The sequence below is a fragment of the Salipiger sp. HF18 genome (assembly GCF_011806505.1).
Taxonomy (GTDB): Bacteria; Pseudomonadota; Alphaproteobacteria; order Rhodobacterales; family Rhodobacteraceae; genus Salipiger; species Salipiger thiooxidans.
In genome coordinates this window covers 1-16,146 of record NZ_JAATOS010000058.1, presented here as the reverse complement: position 1 = coordinate 16,146, position 16,146 = coordinate 1, and the positions used below count along the sequence as shown (strand labels likewise).

The window sequence follows — 16,146 nt, the reverse complement described above, 5'->3', positions numbered from 1 at the left end:
CTGTGCGCCAAGGCAGATCCGCTCGCGCACGGTGCCCGAGACGATGCCCTGCTCGGGGCCCGTCAGCTCGATCCGCTCGGGGCGGATGGCGATCTCGGCAGCGCCGGGGAGCAGCGAGGCACGCGGGCCCGACAGCGTGATGCCGCCCGAGGTCAGCACCGAGCCGGTGTCGGTCGTGCTTTCGAGCCTGGCGGCGAAGTTGTTGCTCTTGCCGAGGAAGGTCGACACGAAGCTCGACTTCGGCGTCTCGTAGACGTCGAAGGGGCTGTCGACCTGTTGCAGCCGCCCGCCGTTCATCACGACGACGCGGTCGGACATGGCCAGCGCCTCGGACTGGTCGTGGGTGACCATCACCGTGGTGACGCCCGCCTCGCGCTGGATGCGGCGCAGCTCGAGCTGCATCTCTTCACGCAGCTTGGCGTCGAGGTTCGAGAGCGGTTCGTCGAGCAGCAGCAGTTCCGGCTCGATCACCAGCGCCCGGGCAAGCGCCACGCGCTGCCGCTGGCCGCCGGACATGGCGCGGGGGTAACGGTCGGCGAGCGCGCCGAGGTGGACCATCTCGAGCGCCCGGTCGACGCGGGTCTTCAGCTCCTTGCCGGACACCTTGCGCATCTCGAGGCCGAAGGAGACGTTCTCGCGCACGGTCATGTGCATGAACAGCGCGTAGGTCTGGAAAACGATCCCGAGGCCGCGCTGGCGGGCGGGAATGGAGGCGAGGTTGCGCCCGGCGAGTTCGATCCGACCCGAGGTCGGAGTCTCGAAACCGGCGATCATCTGCAGCGTGGTGGTCTTGCCGCAACCCGAGGGCCCCAGCAGCGAGACGAACTCGCCCTTCTCGACCGTGCAGCTTAGCGAGTCGACGGCCCTGACCTCGCCATAGGTCTTGGTGAGGCCGTCCAGTACCAGAAATGCCATCTTAGCTCCTGCATGGATGGGGGGACGGGGATCGCGCTGCCCCCGCCCGCCGTGTCTGTGTGTGGGTGGAATTACCGTTCGACTTCGCGGGCCCAGCGGCTGGTCCACTCCTGGCGGGCCGGGTTGATCACGTCCCAGTCGACGGCGACGAGGTCGGCGATCTTGTCACCGTAGGGCAGCACTTCGGCGAGCTCTGCAGGCAGCTCGGCCTCGGTGTTGACCGGGCCGGCCCCCATGGCGTCGGCGAGACGCACCTGGATTTCCGGGTCCAGCAGGAAGTCGATGAAGGCCTGCGCCTCTTCCGGCACGTCGCTGTCCACCACCGGGCAGGCGGCGAGCATCAGGGCGACGGCGCCCTCTTCGGGATAGGCGAAGGCGGCCGGGAAGCCGGTGTCGGCCAGCGACTTGGTGCGGCCCGAGCCCCAGATCGAGACGGCGATCTCTTCCGACTGGAAAAGCTCGGACATTTTGCCCGAGGACGGTTCGAACACCAGCACGTTCGGCGCGATGTCGTTGGCCATGACCTCGAAGCCCGGGTCGATGTCCTCTTCGCCGCCGCCGGCGAGGCGCGCTTCCATGACCAGAGTGTGCAGGCCATAGGTGTTCGAGATCGGCGGGATCGAGAGGATGCCCTCGAACTTCGGATCCATCAGGTCCTTCCAGCTCGACGGGGCGTCCCAGCCCTCGCGCTCGAACCACTCGGTGTTGTAGGTGAAACCGGTGGCGACGAAGCCGATGCCGATGGAGTTCGGGCCGAGCTTGGCGATATCGTAGATGTTCTCCTTGGCGGGGCTGTCGACCATGGCGTCGCAGAAGCCAAGCGCGTCGGCCTGGTACATCGGGCCGTCGTCGAGGATCACCACATCGAGCTCCTGCGCGTTCTTCTGCGCCTGGAGACGGGCGAGGTTCTCGGTCGAGTTGCCGGGAACGAAGGCGATGGTGACGTCATGCGTCTTCTCGAACTCGGGGATGATGAGTTCCTTCATCAGCGTCTCGAACGAGCCGCCATAGCCGCCGACAGTCAGCGTCTTGTCCTGCGCCAGCGCCGGAAGCGCGGTGCCCAGGCTCAGGAGGGCCGTCGTCGCAATCGTCTTTTTCAGCATTTGCCGTATCCCTGTTGGTTGCTTGTGACGCTTAAATGAAGGCCGACGATTGCCAATTCTTTCAAATGAGAATAATTCGAACGTTCATTCCATAAAGTTATGGGTCATTCATGGCGCGCACGAATATGAGGCAGATCGAGGCCTTCAATGCCGTAATGAAATGCGGGTCCGTGACGCGCGCCGCGGAAACGCTGTTTGTCAGCCAGCCGGCCGTCACCAAGTTGATTCGAGCCTTCGAGGACAGTTGCGGCTTCGCGCTGTTCGAACGCGCGGCCGGCCGGCTGCACCCGACCGCCGAGGCGCAGCGGCTGTTTCTCGAAACCGAGAAGCTGCTGACCGGGGTGGCGCGGGTCGAGAACGTCGCCCGGGCGATCCGCGACCTCGAACGCGGCGAGGTGGCGGTCACCGCCTACCCTGCCCTCAGCCTTCGCTTCCTGCCGATCATCGCGTCTGATTTCCTCGCGGAACGGCCTGACGTGCGGCTCGCGATCGAGACCCGAAACTCGCAGTCGGTCTACGAGGCCATGCTCAACGGATCTTCGGATTTCGGCATCTCCCTGGTCCCGACCAAGCACAGCGGCATCGAGTGCAAGCCCTTCCATGACAACGTACTGGTGTGCGCCCTGCCGCCCGGGCACCGCCTGACGGAGAAGCCCATCGTCGACCTGCGCGAACTGGTGCACGAGCGCTTTATCTCGCTCGGGAGGGACGACCTGTCGACGGTCGTCACCAAGGAGGCGTTCGACCGGGCGGGGGTCGAGATCGACGCCGCGATCCACGTCCAGATGGCAGACACCGCCTGCACCTTCGTGGCAAGGGGCCAGGGTGTGGCGCTGGTGCCGGTGCTCGCCACGCTGGGCTGGCGCACCGACGAGATCGAGCTGCGCCCGATCTGGCCGAGCGTGAACAAGACCATGTGGCTCTATACCCGCACCTACGAGCCGCTCTCGATGCTGGCGGGCCTGCTGCTGGGCCGCGTGCGCGAGGCGCTGGACGAGATCAACGACAAGTACCGCCCCGATCCCGAGGCCATCTTCGAGCTGCCGCCGCTGCCGGTGTTCTGAGGCGCGCGCCTCCGGTCATAACCTCGGGTCATGACCTTGACATCATTTCTCATTTGCACGTTGCCGCATCGCGGCAAATGCTCCGCGCCAGCGCGCCCCGCTTCGGGCCGCGACGACAGGACCATTTCGTCCAGCAAGGAGACAACCGGATGATCACCCGCACCACGCGCACCGCGATCCACCACCGCATCGTCGAGCACAACGGCACCGTCTACATCGGCGGCCTCGTTGCCGACGATCGCAGCAAGGACATGAAGGGCCAGACCGAAGAGATCTGCGCCAAGCTCGACGCGCTGCTGGCCGAGGCCGGCACCTCGAAGGACAAGCTGCTGTCCGCCATGATCTACGCCACCGACTTCTCGCAGAAGGACGGCCTGAACGAGGCCTGGACCACCTGGCTCGACCCCGAGCACCTGCCCGTGCGCGCCTTCATCGGCGTGGCCGAACTGGGCAAGGACGTGCTCGTCGAGATCGTGGTCACCGCCGCGAAGTAATCCCGGACAGGCGGGCGCAAAGACCCGCCGCCGGACCTGCCGCTTTGTCATTGGCAGAAAAAACGGGGCGTGTTTCCACGCCCCGTTTCCTTTTGTCCCGATGAAAGGCGCCGATCACTCGGCGCGGTACCAGTCGGCGATGTTCCAGATCTGGCTGTCCCAGCTGTTCATCCGCACGCCCTCGAGGCTGCGTGCCTTGCCCGAGATGTTGTTGCGGTGGATGAGCGGCACGATGGAGTAGCTGTCGATCAGCATGTCGTTCATCTCGCGCGCGATGCGGCCGCGCTCGTCGAGCGTCGCGGCGGTGCGGAACTCTGCGATCAGGGCGTCGTAGTCCTCCGAGCAGAAGCGCTGGATGTTGTTGCCCTGCCATTGCGTTTCCGGCGACGGCACGTTGGCGCAGCTCCAGTTGCCGAGGAAGGCCTCGGGGTCCTGCCCCTTGGAGTTGTCGGTGTACATCTGCACGTCGGCGTAGAACTTTTGGCGGGTGTCGGGCGAGCCCGGGTCGCCGCCGAAGAACACCGAGGCGTCGATGTTGCGCAGCTCGGTCTCGACGCCGATATCGCCCCACCACTGCTTGATCAGCGCCTGGCTGTCCTGGCGCACGCCGTTGGTCGAGGTCTGGAACAGGATCGAAAGCTTCTCGCCGTCCTTGTCGCGGATGCCGTCGCCGTCGCTGTCGGTCCAGCCGGCCTCATCGAGCAGCGAGGCCGCGGCCTCGAGATCCTGCACCTCGCAGCCCGCGTTGGCGTCCGAGGCATAGAGCTCCGGCGCCGGGACCACGGCGCAGCCCGGCACGCCCGCGTCGCCGTAGAGCGCCTCGGCGACGATCGAACGGTCGATGGCCAGCGACAGCGCCTTGCCGACGCGCGGATCCGAGAGGAACGGGTGCTTGCCGCCCGCGAAGGTGGCGCGCGCCTCGCCGAGCGCTGGATCCGGGTCGGTCTGGTTCATGAAGATGAACTCGACGGCCGAGCCGTCCGAGGCGATGACCTCGCCCGGACCGTCGGTCATCTGCGCGAGGATGTCGGGCGAGAGCTGCAGGTTCCAGGCGTAGTCGACCTCGCCGGTCTGCAGCACCGCGCGCGCCGCCGACGCCGGGTCGCCGCCCCCCTTGATGGTGACCGAGGCGAAGGCCGGCTTGTCGGCCTCGCGGTAGTTCGGGTTCATCGCGTAGGTGATCACGTCGTTGGCGCGGAACTCCGTCACCATGTAGGGGCCGGTGCCGACTGGATAGGTGTTCTCTTCGGTGCAGGTCGCCACCAGCTCGCCGGTGCAGTCCTTGAACTGCGCTTCCTGCAGGATCGGCGCCTCGGAGCTCACGAAGGCGGTGTAGGGATAGGGCTTGGGCTCGGAGAAGCGCACCTCGATGGTGCGGTCGTCCACGGCCACCACGTCGGCGACCCCGTCGAACTGCGACAGCGCCGCGCAGCCGCTATGTTCATCGGTGCAGTATTTCCAGGTGAAGATCACGTCCTGCGGCGTCACGGCGGTGCCGTCGGCCCAGGTCAGCCCCTCGCGCAGGGTCCAGGTGATGCTCATCAGGTCCTCGGCCACGCCGCCGTTCTCGACCGTCGGGATCTCGTCCACGAGGATCGGCACCAGGGCGCCGGTCTCGGAGAAGCGCGCCAGCGGCTCGAGCACGAGCGAGGCGGCCTCGACCTCCTTGGCGATGCCCGAGAGATACGGGTTCATCGTCGAGGCCGCCTGCCAGTAGAGGATCTTCAGCGCGCCGTCGCTGCCGCGCTCGGCGCTCGCCGTCATCGGCAGCAGCGCCAACGCGGTGGCGGCCATCAGGGCATGGGGTTTCATGGGGGGTCTCCTGTTGGGATCGGTCCCCGGCGGCCTCAGGCACGCCGGGCTTTATGTAATAAAAGTTGCGCAGTATCCGCGCTTCAGTCAATATGTAACAAACCATACACCGCACAATCGCCCTCAACCCGCGCCTGCCCCAATGAAATCCTCCGACGATCTTGCCGCGCGGCTGCGCAATTCGGCGGCGTCCACCGCCGAGCGCAAGCTTGCCGCGGCCTTTGCCGAGAACTTTCCCGGCAGCGCGCTGGGAACCGTCGAATCGCTGGCGACCCGCGCCGGGGTGAGCGGGCCGACCGTGCTGCGCTACCTCGCCAAGCTCGGGTTCCCGCGCTTCGCAGACTTCCAGGACGCGGTGAAGGCCGAGATCGACCGCCAGCTCGGCTCGCCCCTGCAGCAGATCGACCGCGCAAAGGACGGCGGCGCCGAGCACCATCTCTATCGCCGCGCGCTGCTGATGCAGGCCGAGAGCCTGCGCCGTGCCGCCGACCAGGCGGTACCGGCCGAGTTCGACGCCATCGCCGAGCTGCTGTCGGACAGCCGCCTGCACGTGCGGCCCCTTGGCGGGCGCTACAGCCGCATCCTCGCGCAGCGGCTGGCGATGCAGCTCTCGCAGCTGCGCCCCGACGTGACGCTGCTCGATATGCAGCTGGGCTTTGCCTACGACACGCTGGTGGATCTTGGCCCGCGCGACCTCGTGGTGATCTTCGACTACCGCCGCTACCAGGAAGAGCTGCTCTCTTTCGCCGAGGGTGCGCGGGCGGCGGGGGCGCGCATCGTGCTGCTGACCGATCCGTGGCGCTCGCCCATCGCGCAGCTGGCCGAGGCGGTGCTGACCGCGCCCGACGAGACACTGTCACCCTTCGGCTCGCGGGTGGTGCCCACGGCGCAGGTCGAGGCGCTGGTGGCCGCGGTGGCCGACCGCAACCGCGAGGCGGCCCGGGCGCGGCTGGCGCGGATCGAGACGTTGCGCAGCGAGGGCGCCAAGCGCACGGACGGAGACACGCATGACTGAATACCCGGTGATCCTGAACCCCGAGGGCCGCTTCCCCGGGCTCATCGTCGTGGACCACGCCGGCATCGCGACGCCTGACCGCTTCGGCGCGCTGGGGCTCGAGGAGCACTGGCACGCGACGCACCATTTCTGCGACCTCGGCGTCGAGCCTCTGGCGCGCGCGCTGGCCGACCGGCTCGACGCGCCGGTGGTGCTTGGGACAGTGAGCCGGCTGGTGCTGGACCTCAATCGCTGGCTCGAGGATCCGCGCTCGATCGCGGTGCAGGTCGAGGGCACGCCGATCCCCGGCAACCGCACGCTCACGCACGAGGCCCGCGCGCTGCGGCAGGAGGCGATCTTCTGGCCCTACCACGAGGCGGTGGGTGTGCTCTGGGCCCGCATCACGGCGCGCCATGCCGACCCGGTGTTCCTTGCCCTGCACAGCTGCACCCGCGTCTTCGACGGCATCCGCCGGCCGTGGGACGCGGGCACGATCTGGAACGAGAACCCTGCGCTCTCAAGGCCACTGCTCGAGGCCCTCGGGCGCGATGCCGGATTGAGGCTGGGGGACAACCAGCCCTACTCCGGGCGCGGCGGTATCTACACCGTGGACCGCCATACGCATGGCAGCGGGCTCCGGGCCTGCGGCATCGAAATCAGCAACGATTTGCTCGAGACACCGCGTGACACCGCCGGCTGGGCGGCGCGGCTGGCGGCGGCACTCGAAACCTGTGTCGGCGAAAGGGAACGCGCATGACCGAAATCAACAAGACACCCTACGCCCATGACGCGCCCCCGCCCCCGCCGACGCGGCCGCTCGAGGGGCTCTACACCGCCGACGTGACGCTGGTGGGTGCGGGCTTCAGCGGCACCATCGCCGCGCTGGAACTGGCGCGGCGCGGACTGTCGGTGGCGCTGCTGGAAGCGGGCGAGATCGGCCGCGGCGGCTCGGGCCGCAACCATGGCCAGTGCATTCCGGTGTTCAACTACCTCGACCCCGCCGAGCTGCCGCCCGCGGGCTTTGCCCTGCTTCGCGACTCCGGCCGCATGGTCTTCGACATGATCGAGGAGCTGGGCATCGACTGCGCGCCCGTGCAGAAGGGCTGGCTCAACGCCGCGCACAGCCCCGCGGGCCTTGCCCGTGCCCAGGCCGCGCACGCCAAGTACGCGACCTACGGCAAGGCCGACCGCTTCCTCGACCCCGCCGAGGTCGAGGAGCTGAGCGGCATCCCCGGCTATCTCGGCGGCTGGGTGCACCGCGACGGCGGCCACCTGAACCCGCTGGCCTACGTCCGCGGGCTCGCCTCGGCCGCGAAGGAGGCGGGCGTCCGGATCTTCACGCAAACGCCGCTCATCGGCATCACCCGGAGCGCGCAGGGCCACTGGCTGCTGCGCACCCCGCATGGCGAGATCACCAGCCGCAAGGTCGGGCTGACCACCAACGCCTATGGCACGCGGGTCATTCCCGCACGGCTGCGCAAGAGCATCGTGCCGATCACCTCCTACGCGGTCGCCAGCGAACGGCTGACAAAGGCGCAGCGCGCGGCTGTGCTGCCCTCGGGTGTGAACTTCTCGGACACCCGGCGCGACCCGATGTTCTTCCGCGTCGACACCGAGGGCCGGATCATCACCGGCGGGCTGGTCGAACCCCGGCGCGGTCGCCTGACCGAGCACACCTTCGAGGGCTTCACCAAGCGGCTCACGGACCTCTACCCGGTGCTCGAGGGCCTGCAGTGGACGCACCACTGGTCCGGCACCGTCGGAATCTCCGCCCGCCAGCGCCCGGCGATCTTCGAGCTCGAGGACGGGCTCTGGGGGCTCGTGGGCTACTGCGGGCGCGGCGTGCCGACTTCGGCGGCGCTCGGGCGCGCCTTCGCCGAGACGCTTCGGGATCCCGACGAGGGCGCAAAGCTCTGGCCCGCCGAGTCGCCCGCGCGCATTGTTGCCGGGCGCGCTATCGGGCTTGCGGTGCAGGGCTTCCGCGGCACCATCAACAAGGTGCGCGACCGGCTCGAGAGCTGAGCCCCGCTCAGCGCGCGAGCGGTGCGCAGACCTCGGCCAGCGCGGTCAGGAACACCGCCGCATCGTCGCGGTTGAAGCAGAGCGGCGGGCGCACCTTCAGCACGTTGCCGAAGGGCCCCGTCGCGCCGACCATGACGCCGCGCTCGCGCAGCCCGTTGATGACGGCGCGGGCGGCGGCGCCATCGGGCTCGCGACTGCCCGGACGGCTGATCTCGACCCCGAGGAACAGCCCCGCGCCGCGCACATCGCCGATCACCGAGCCCTCGCCACAAAGCCCGCGCACGCCCTCGCGCAGATGCGCGCCCATGGCGCTGGCATTGGCGAGCAGCCCTTCGCCCTTGAGCGTGTCGAGCACCGCGAGCCCTGCGGCAGCCGCCAGAGGATTGCCGCCGAAGGTGTTGAAATAGCCGGCATTCCGCGCGCAGAAGGCGGTCAGGATCTCGGGCCGCGTCACCGCGCCCGACATCGGAAAACCGTTGCCCATGGGCTTGCCCATCGTGACGATGTCGGGCGTCACGCCGTGGGCGCCGAAGCCCCACATCGACTGTCCGGTGCGCCCGAAGCCAGGCTGCACCTCGTCCGCGATGAAAAGCCCCCCGGCCGCCTGCACCGCCTCGACCGCCGGCACGAGCAGCCCCTCGGGCGCCGCGTAGACGCCGTCGCTCGAAAAGATCGTGTCGATGATCAGCGCCGAGATCCCGAAGCCCGCGCGCCCGAGATCGTCGATCGCCGCCTGCACTGCCGCACCGAAGCTGGCGCCCGGATCGGCGTCACCGCTGCGGAAGGCCTCGGGCGGCGGCACCGTCCGCACGTGCGCGGGCACCGAGCGGTCGGCGCGAGACCCGGGCGAGATCGCGGTCGTAGAGCTCGAGTTGCCGTGATAGGCGAGCTCGGTCACGATGACGCCGCGCCGGCCGGTGAAGGCCTCGGCCATGCGCAGGGCAAGGTCGTTGCTTTCGGAGCCGGTGCAGGTCAGCACCACGTTGTCGAGCCCCGCCGGAAACTCGGCCAGCAGCCGCTCGGCGTAGTCGTGCACGATGTCCACGAGGTAGCGTGTGTTGGTGTTGAGGATGCCCACCTGCCGCGCGATGGCCTCGGCCACGGCGGGGTGCGAATGGCCGATGCAGGGCACGTTGTTGTAAAGGTCGAGGTACCCCCGCCCGTCGACGTCGTACATCCACGCACCGCTTGCCCGCGCCATGTGGATGGGCCGGTCGTAGAACAGCACCGAGGCGGCGCCGAAGCTGGCGCGGCGGCGGGCCAGCGCCGCGGCGAGGCCGGGATCCTCGACCACGGCCGTCTCGTCGAAGCGGTTCAGGTCTATGACTTCGCTGATCTCTGACATCTGTCCTATCCGTGTTCCGAAAGGTAGCGTTCCGCCAGTTCCACCGTGCCCACGGTGAACCCGGCCCCGGCGCTCTGGCCGAGAGGCGTTTCCGAGTGGCCGGCAGCCCAGGCGGTAAGCTGGATACGCCGCAGCAGCACCAGCGCGGGCAGGATCGCCTCGTCCTCGGGCGCGACGGGCGCTGCGCGGCGGTATCCCTCGAGCCAGCTCGCCTGAAGCGCGCCGAGCCGCGGGTCGCATTCCAGCCCGCTGACGGAGGCGGCGAAATCGAACATGAACCAGCCCATGCCGCAGTCGTCGAAGTCGATGACGCCCAGCCTTGTGCCCTCGGCCAGCAGGTTGGCGGGTTTCATGTCGGCATGGATGAGCCCCCAGCGCGCGGCGTCGCGGCCATAGGCATGTGTGAGCTCGCGCAGGTGCGCGACGGCGCGTTCCAGCACCGCCCGCCCCTCGGGCTCGAGGCCGATGCCACAGCGCCAGTCGCCCCAGTCGGCGTCCGGGCCGATGCAGCTCTGCCAGTCCCAGACCCGCCGCACGAAGCCCGCGGGCGGGCTCCAGCGCCGGGCATGGTCGTGCAGCCGCGCGGTCATCTCGCCCAGCGTCGCGAACCACGCCACGAGGTCGCCGGTCTCGTCCGGCGGCAGGCCGGGCATGAACTCGAAGCAGGCGATCAGCATCTGCGTGCCCCCGGCGTCGAAGCGCGCGAGCGGCGCGCCATCGGCCAGAGGGATCGGCGCGGGGGTGGGTACCACGTCGCCTTCGCGCAGGGCGGCGAGCCACGCCAGCTCCGAACGGATCTCGGCTTCGGAATTGTAGCCCGGCCGCTGCACGCGCATGACGACGCGGCGCCCGGGCGGCTCCACGAGGAAGGTGGCGTTCTCGGAGACGGTCAGCAGCCGGCACGGCGTGTCGGGCGCGAGCCCCCAGAGCGGCAGCGCCTCGCGCAGCCCGCGTTCCAGTACCACAAGGAAGGCATCGTCGTAGAGCATCGTTCAGCGCGCGATCTTGCGGGTGGTTTCGGGATCGAAGAGGTGCATCCGCAGACTGTCCGCAAAGAGCCGGATCTGCCGCGCCACCTCCCAGTCGCCCTCGGCGGGAAGGCGGGCGGCCAGCTCGGACCCGCCCTGCCCCAGCTTGACGTTGAGGATGGTCTCGGGGCCAAGCGCCTCGACGGTCTCGATGTTGCAGTCGATGGCGGCGGGGGCGGCCCCCTCGGGTGTCTCGAAGAGATCCTCGGGGCGGATACCAAGGATCACCTCGCGCCCGGTATAGGGCGCATAGGCCGCGCAGTAGGCCTCGGGCACCGGCACCGAGAGCCCGGGCGCGATGACCGCGAGCCCCTCGCCCGCCGCCTCGATCCGCGCCGGGATCAGGTTCATCGGCGGGGTGGCGAGGAAGCCCGCCACGAAGGTGTCCGCCGGATCGCGGTAGACGTCCTGCGGCTTGCCCACCTGCACGATCTCGCCGCCGCGCATGATGCAGATGCGGGTGCCCATGGTCATCGCCTCGACCTGGTCATGGGTGACGTGGATCATCGTGGTCCCGAGCTTGCGGTGCAGCTTGATGAGCTCGGTGCGCATCACCGAGCGCAGCTTGGCGTCGAGGTTCGACAGCGGCTCGTCGAGCAGGAAGGCGCGCGGCTCGCGCACCAGCGCCCGGCCCAGCGCCACCCGCTGACGCTGCCCGCCCGAGAGCTGCGAGGGCTTGCGGTCGAGCAGCGGGCGGATGCCCAGCGTCTCGGCCACGCCCGCGATGCGGCTCTCGATCTCGGGGCCCGGCGTGCCGCGCAGCTTGAGCCCGAAGGCCATGTTCTGGCGCACCGACATGTGCGGATAGAGCGCGTAGTTCTGGAACACGATGGCGAGGTCGCGCTCGGCCGGGTCCACGTCGTTGACGCGCTGCCCGTCGATCAGCAGGTCGCCCTGCGACACCGGCTCGAGCCCCGCGATCATGCGCAGCGTGGTGGACTTGCCGCAGCCCGAGGGGCCGAGGAAGATCATGAACTCGCCGTCCTCGATCTGCAGGTCGATGCCCTTGACCGCGTGCACGGCGGAGGCGCCCTGCCCGTAGATGCGCGAGACGGAGTTGAGTTGGATGGATGCCATTGCGTCTTAGTCCTGAACCTGGCGCATCGAGCGCCACAGCACCGCCGTCAGCCCCGCGATCACGATGAGAAGCATGGCCGCCATGGCGCAGGCTTCGCCCAGATCGAGGCTCACGAAGGCGCGCCGGTAGATGAAGTAGCTGATGAGATCGGTGGCGACCCCGGGGCCGCCGCGGGTCATGATGTAGATGATGTCATAGGTCTTGATGGCGAAGATCATGCGGATGAGCAACGTCACCACGATCACCGGCTTCATCATCGGCAGGGTGATGTGCCAGAAGCGCTGGAAGGGGGTGGCCCCGTCGACCCGCGCCGCCTCGTAGGGCTCGGCGGGAAGCGCGCTGAGACCGGCGAGCAGCAGCACCACCATGAACGAGACCTGATGCCAGATGTCGACCAGCACCACGGTCCAGAACGCCATGTCGGGGGCGCCCAGCCAGTTGACCGGCTCGATCCCCACGGTGCCCAGAAGCCAGTTCACGATGCCGAGCGTCGGGTGCAGGATCATCCGCCACATGAGCCCCACAACCACCGGGTTGATGAGCAGCGGGCAGAGCAGGATGAGGTAGTAGACCGTCTTGCCCCGCCTCGCGTCGTTCAGCATCAGCGCCACGACGAAGCCCGCGACGAACTGGATGCCCACCACCGCCACCACGAAGAGCAGCGTGATCCAGGCGGAATGCAGGAACTCGCCGTCATCGGCGGCCTTGGCGTAATTCCCGAGGCCGGCGAAATCGTCGTAGCCCGGGAAGATCAGCGAGTAGTTGAAGAAGGAGGTGATCCCGGCCCAGATGATCGGGAACAGGACCACCGCCGCAAGAAGGACGAGACCCGGCGCCGTCAGCAGCCAGCCGAAGCGCCGGTTCTCTCTTTCCATGGTCGTCACATGCGCCATGAGGCGGGGTTACTCCTGACGGCCGTCTTTGATGGCGAGTTCGTCGAACTCGGCGGCGGCGGCGTCGAGCGCCTCCTGCGCCGATTTCTCGCCCGAGACCGCCAGCGACAGCTCGCGGCCCAGCACCTCGACGAACTGCGGGGTGTAGGTGAAGGTGGGGAAGTTGTGCGAGCCCAGCAGCAGCTCCTTGAGCGCGGTGGTCTGCGGGTACTTGGCGATCACCTCGGCGTCGTCGAACACGTCGAGCCGGGTGGCCGAGCCGCCGAGCAGCGCGCGTTTCTTGGCGATCTCGGGGCTTTCGACCCACTTCAGGAATTCCCAGGCCGCGTCGGGGTTGGGTGAGGATTTCGGGATCGCCCAGCCCCACGCGCCGTTGAGCGAGCCGCCCTCTTCCGGCGTCTGGCCGGGGACGCCCATGATCTCGCCCTTGCCGACGATGGCCGAGCCCGAGGCATCGTCCACGGCAGCCCGGAAGAAGTTGTAGGTGATGTAGCTGTAGGCCTGGCCCTGGCTGAAGACGTTGAACGCCTCGTCGAACGAGAAGCTGGCCGCGCCCACCGGACCGTAGTCGTTGAGGTTGGTGATGTAATCCTCGAGCGCCGCCACGCCCTCGGGCGAGTTGAAGGTGGCGTGCCAGCCGTCGTCGATGAACTCGCCGCCCTTGGCGAAGAGGTAGTTCGACCATTCCATCGCGATGGGATCGGGGCGCAGGCCCTGGTTCACCACGCCGTAGGAGCCGTCCTTGGTGAAGAACTTCACCTGCTGCAGGTACTCGTCCCAGGTCTCGGGCTTCTTCAGCTCGGTGCCGAACGCGTCCATGTAGGCGCTCTTGTTGGCCTCGTCCTCGAGCAGGTCGGTGCGGTAGAGCAGCCCCATGGCGTAGTTGTAGAAGGGCAGCATGTAGGTGGTGCCCTCGACCTGCCCCACGAGGTCCATCATCGCGGGCACGTAGACCGAGGTGTCGAAACCGTCGGCGGCGATGCGGTCGTCCAGCGGCTGCATCCAGCCCGCCTTGAAGAACTCGCCCACCCAGTAAAAGTCGACGACGATGGCCGAGTAGCTGCCCGAGTTCGACACCAGCTGCGGCACCAGCTTGGTGTGCATCTCGGCGTAGTTGACCACCTCGAGGTTCACGTCGATGCCGGTGGCCTCCTCGAACTCGGGCAGGAGCTGCTGGATGTAGGTGGTGTCCGGCACCGCCTCCATCAGGATGTTGACCGTCTCGGCATGGGCCGCCACGGCGGTCAGCGCCAGCGCGCTGAGCGATGAGAGCATGTATTTCTTCATACTGGTGTCTCCTTGTTGGACGGGGATCCCGATCTTTGCGCCGGGTCGGTTTGGGGTCGTGTCTGGGTCACTTCAGGGCGCCGAGAGACAGCCCCTTGATGAGGTATTTCTGCAGGAACGGCAGCAGGATGAGCACCGGCGCCAGCGCCAGCAGCGTGGCCGCCGCGAGGGGGGCGATGTTGACGCCCGCGTGGGTCTCGAGCGAGGCCAGCCCCACCGCCAGCGTCTGGCTGGAATGGTTGCCGAGGATCAGCGCGTAGAGGAACTCGTTCCAGCTCAGGATGAAGCCCAGCAGCCCCGCGGCGATGATGCCGGGCATGGCCACGGGGATGGTGACCCTGGTGAAGGCCTGCCAGCGCGTGGCGCCGTCGCAGCGCGCGGCCTCTTCCAGCGAGCGGGTGTCCTCGTCGAAGAAGGAAATCATGATCCACGCCATGAACGGCAGGTTGATGGCGACGTGGGCGATGGTGATGGCGATGATCCCCGGCACCGGCATCAGCGTGGTGAAGACGAGGAACATCGGCAGCACCAGCACGATGGGCGGGATCATCTGGCTCGAGAGCACCATCATCATCAGCGGCCAGCCCCCGGTGCGGTAACGGGCGGTGGCATAGGCCATCATCGCCGCGGCGGGGAGCGAGATCGCGGTGGCCAGCACCGCCACGAAGACCGAATTGCCGAACCAGCGGGTGAAATCGTACTGGGTCAGCACCTCGACGAAATTGTGCAGGCCGATCTGGCCGATTTCGGGCGGCAGCCTGTAGGCGGTGAGCTTGTCGGTAAGGCTGACCCGCAGCACCCAGAGCAGCGGCAGCGCGATGCTGGCGGAGAACCCCGCCAGGATCAGGTGCCGCACCAGTCCATCGAGCCGCGCGACCTTCATGCGAGCGACCGTCCCGGATCGCGGGTATCCCTGTGCGTCATTGTGCATCGTCCCGAATTTTCATCGACGTTTCCACGACGCCGCCCACCATGCAACAAAAATGATCGAATTAACTTGCGTTTTTGTTTGTTTTTGTGAGAACCGTTTCAGGACGCCGCTTTTGCGGGCAAATGCTTTGCCCGCCCGCACCACGCGACAGAGATCAGACCGCCGGCGCCATGACCGCCCCGGCCACAGGGAAAGGCGAGTAGCAATGACACTTGAATTCTTCGGGTCGAACCGGAAGGGCGTGATCGCCATGGCCCATATCGGCGCCCTGCCCGGCTCGCCGCTCTACGACGCCGACGGCGGCATGGCCAAGCTCATCGACGAGGTCGCCTCGGACATCGAGAAGCTGCAGGCCGGCGGCGTGCATTGCATCATGTTCGGCAACGAGAACGACCGCCCCTACCAGCTCAAGGCCTGCCCGCAGTCGCTGGCGGCGATGACCGCGGTGGTGATGGCGGTGAAGCCGATGCTGAAGGTGCCCTTCGGCGTGAACTACCTGTGGGATCCGGTGGGCTCGGTGGCGCTCGCCAATGCCACAGGTGCGAGCTTCGCGCGAGAGATCTTCACCGGGCTCTTCGCCTCGGACATGGGCATGTGGGAACCCAACGCCGGCGAGGCGCTGCGCCTGCGCCGAAACCTCGGCTGCACCGACCTCAAGCTGCTGTTCAACATCAACGCCGAGTTCGCCTCGTCCCTCGACAGCCGCCCCATCGAGCTGCGCGCCAAGAGCGCGGTGTTCTCGTCGCTGGCGGACGCCATCCTCGTCTCCGGGCCGCTCACCGGCCAGTCGGCCGAGACCTCGGACCTGTGCAAGGTCCGCGAGGCGGTGCCCGACACCCCGCTGCTGGCCAACACCGGCGTGCGCATCGACAACGTGCAGGAGATCATGTCGATCGCCGACGGCTGCGTCATCGGCACTCATTTCAAGGTCGACGGCAACACCTGGAACAAGGTTGACGCGGACCGGGTCAAGCGTTTCATGGACGTGGTCGACAGCCTGTAAGGGGCCATAATGCAAGACGATTACGTCATCGGGCTGGACATCGGCACCACCAGCACCATCGCCGCGCTTGTGGCCGTGCCGGCACGGGTCACCGCCACCGCAAGCCGGCCCGTGACGCTCTCGTCACCGCATTACGGCTGGGCCGAGGAAGACCCCGAAGAGTGGTGGACCAACGCC

General features: G+C 67.9%; 16 protein-coding genes. 7 read left to right on the top strand and 9 right to left on the bottom strand.

Features of this window, described 5'->3' with window-relative positions:
- The coding region (locus HC022_RS08130; RefSeq protein WP_167452085.1) for an ABC transporter ATP-binding protein at positions 1-915 on the bottom strand (915 nt) is incomplete at its 3' end.
- Positions 916-986: 71 nt separating this feature from the next.
- On the bottom strand, positions 987-2,018 hold the full coding sequence (locus HC022_RS08125) for an ABC transporter substrate-binding protein (protein ID WP_089955284.1): 1,032 nt from the start codon (positions 2,016-2,018) through the stop codon (positions 987-989).
- Positions 2,019-2,128: 110 nt separating this feature from the next.
- Here HC022_RS08125 and HC022_RS08120 point away from each other — a divergent pair, with 110 nt between their 5' ends.
- Positions 2,129-3,082, top strand: a complete 954-nt coding sequence (locus tag HC022_RS08120; RefSeq protein ID WP_368484633.1) for a LysR substrate-binding domain-containing protein — start codon at positions 2,129-2,131, stop codon at positions 3,080-3,082.
- A gap of 149 nt (positions 3,083-3,231) precedes the next feature.
- Positions 3,232-3,576 (top strand): RidA family protein, encoded by a 345-nt coding sequence (locus HC022_RS08115; protein ID WP_008886076.1) that lies wholly within the window; start codon positions 3,232-3,234, stop codon positions 3,574-3,576.
- A 114-nt stretch (positions 3,577-3,690) separates the two neighbouring features.
- Here HC022_RS08115 and HC022_RS08110 read toward each other — a convergent pair whose 3' ends face one another.
- Complete coding sequence (locus HC022_RS08110; RefSeq protein ID WP_167452083.1) at positions 3,691-5,388, bottom strand: peptide ABC transporter substrate-binding protein; 1,698 nt, start codon at positions 5,386-5,388, stop codon at positions 3,691-3,693.
- Between the two features lie 142 nt (positions 5,389-5,530).
- On the opposite strand from HC022_RS08110, the gene HC022_RS08105 reads away from it, so the two are divergent.
- The 3 genes from HC022_RS08105 to HC022_RS08095 are packed head-to-tail and all read left to right on the top strand — an operon-like array spanning position 5,531 to position 8,404.
- On the top strand, positions 5,531-6,403 hold the full coding sequence (locus tag HC022_RS08105; RefSeq protein WP_167452082.1) for a MurR/RpiR family transcriptional regulator: 873 nt from the start codon (positions 5,531-5,533) through the stop codon (positions 6,401-6,403).
- A complete protein-coding gene (locus HC022_RS08100) occupies positions 6,396-7,139 on the top strand; it encodes an N-formylglutamate amidohydrolase (RefSeq protein WP_167452081.1) in 744 nt (247 codons plus the stop codon). The genes HC022_RS08105 and HC022_RS08100 overlap by 8 nt, the downstream gene beginning before the upstream one ends.
- Positions 7,136-8,404, top strand: a complete 1,269-nt coding sequence (locus tag HC022_RS08095; protein ID WP_167452080.1) for an FAD-binding oxidoreductase — start codon at positions 7,136-7,138, stop codon at positions 8,402-8,404. The genes HC022_RS08100 and HC022_RS08095 overlap by 4 nt, the downstream gene beginning before the upstream one ends.
- Before the next feature lie 7 nt (positions 8,405-8,411).
- Here the strand turns inward: HC022_RS08095 and HC022_RS08090 are convergent, their stop codons facing one another.
- The 6 genes from HC022_RS08090 to HC022_RS08065 all read right to left on the bottom strand — a co-directional run bounded on the left by HC022_RS08090 (position 8,412) and on the right by HC022_RS08065 (position 14,918).
- The gene (locus tag HC022_RS08090; protein ID WP_167452079.1) at positions 8,412-9,749 is read right to left on the bottom strand and encodes an aspartate aminotransferase family protein; all 1,338 of its coding nucleotides are present in this window, start codon (positions 9,747-9,749) and stop codon (positions 8,412-8,414) included.
- Between the two features lie 5 nt (positions 9,750-9,754).
- The gene (locus HC022_RS08085; protein WP_167452078.1) at positions 9,755-10,738 is read right to left on the bottom strand and encodes a phosphotransferase enzyme family protein; all 984 of its coding nucleotides are present in this window, start codon (positions 10,736-10,738) and stop codon (positions 9,755-9,757) included.
- A gap of 3 nt (positions 10,739-10,741) precedes the next feature.
- Positions 10,742-11,854 (bottom strand): ABC transporter ATP-binding protein, encoded by a 1,113-nt coding sequence (locus HC022_RS08080; RefSeq protein WP_167452077.1) that lies wholly within the window; start codon positions 11,852-11,854, stop codon positions 10,742-10,744.
- A 6-nt stretch (positions 11,855-11,860) separates the two neighbouring features.
- Entirely contained in the window at positions 11,861-12,748 is an 888-nt protein-coding gene (locus tag HC022_RS08075; protein WP_167452076.1) for a carbohydrate ABC transporter permease, read from the bottom strand.
- A gap of 9 nt (positions 12,749-12,757) precedes the next feature.
- On the bottom strand, positions 12,758-14,035 hold the full coding sequence (locus HC022_RS08070) for a sugar ABC transporter substrate-binding protein (RefSeq protein WP_167452075.1): 1,278 nt from the start codon (positions 14,033-14,035) through the stop codon (positions 12,758-12,760).
- 67 nt (positions 14,036-14,102) lie between these two features.
- The gene (locus tag HC022_RS08065) at positions 14,103-14,918 is read right to left on the bottom strand and encodes a carbohydrate ABC transporter permease (RefSeq protein ID WP_008884888.1); all 816 of its coding nucleotides are present in this window, start codon (positions 14,916-14,918) and stop codon (positions 14,103-14,105) included.
- 253 nt (positions 14,919-15,171) lie between these two features.
- Between HC022_RS08065 and HC022_RS08060 the strand changes: the two genes are divergently transcribed.
- On the top strand, positions 15,172-15,969 hold the full coding sequence (locus tag HC022_RS08060) for a BtpA/SgcQ family protein (RefSeq protein ID WP_089955315.1): 798 nt from the start codon (positions 15,172-15,174) through the stop codon (positions 15,967-15,969).
- A 9-nt stretch (positions 15,970-15,978) separates the two neighbouring features.
- A partial coding sequence (locus HC022_RS08055; RefSeq protein ID WP_254884997.1) for an FGGY family carbohydrate kinase occupies positions 15,979-16,146 on the top strand: 168 nt, incomplete at its 3' end.

Coding starts and splice junctions, on each gene's coding strand:
- HC022_RS08125 (WP_089955284.1), bottom strand. CDS start 2,018: ATGCTGAAAAAGACGATTGCGACGACGGCCCTCCTGAGCCTGGGCACC.
- HC022_RS08095 (WP_167452080.1), top strand. CDS start 7,136: ATGACCGAAATCAACAAGACACCCTACGCCCATGACGCGCCCCCGCCC.
- HC022_RS08070 (WP_167452075.1), bottom strand. CDS start 14,035: ATGAAGAAATACATGCTCTCATCGCTCAGCGCGCTGGCGCTGACCGCC.
- HC022_RS08060 (WP_089955315.1), top strand. CDS start 15,172: ATGACACTTGAATTCTTCGGGTCGAACCGGAAGGGCGTGATCGCCATG.
- HC022_RS08085 (WP_167452078.1), bottom strand. CDS start 10,738: ATGCTCTACGACGATGCCTTCCTTGTGGTACTGGAACGCGGGCTGCGC.
- HC022_RS08065 (WP_008884888.1), bottom strand. CDS start 14,918: ATGAAGGTCGCGCGGCTCGATGGACTGGTGCGGCACCTGATCCTGGCG.
- HC022_RS08100 (WP_167452081.1), top strand. CDS start 6,396: ATGACTGAATACCCGGTGATCCTGAACCCCGAGGGCCGCTTCCCCGGG.
- HC022_RS08080 (WP_167452077.1), bottom strand. CDS start 11,854: ATGGCATCCATCCAACTCAACTCCGTCTCGCGCATCTACGGGCAGGGC.
- HC022_RS08105 (WP_167452082.1), top strand. CDS start 5,531: ATGAAATCCTCCGACGATCTTGCCGCGCGGCTGCGCAATTCGGCGGCG.
- HC022_RS08110 (WP_167452083.1), bottom strand. CDS start 5,388: ATGAAACCCCATGCCCTGATGGCCGCCACCGCGTTGGCGCTGCTGCCG.
- HC022_RS08090 (WP_167452079.1), bottom strand. CDS start 9,749: ATGTCAGAGATCAGCGAAGTCATAGACCTGAACCGCTTCGACGAGACG.
- HC022_RS08115 (WP_008886076.1), top strand. CDS start 3,232: ATGATCACCCGCACCACGCGCACCGCGATCCACCACCGCATCGTCGAG.
- HC022_RS08075 (WP_167452076.1), bottom strand. CDS start 12,748: ATGGCGCATGTGACGACCATGGAAAGAGAGAACCGGCGCTTCGGCTGG.
- HC022_RS08120 (WP_368484633.1), top strand. CDS start 2,129: ATGGCGCGCACGAATATGAGGCAGATCGAGGCCTTCAATGCCGTAATG.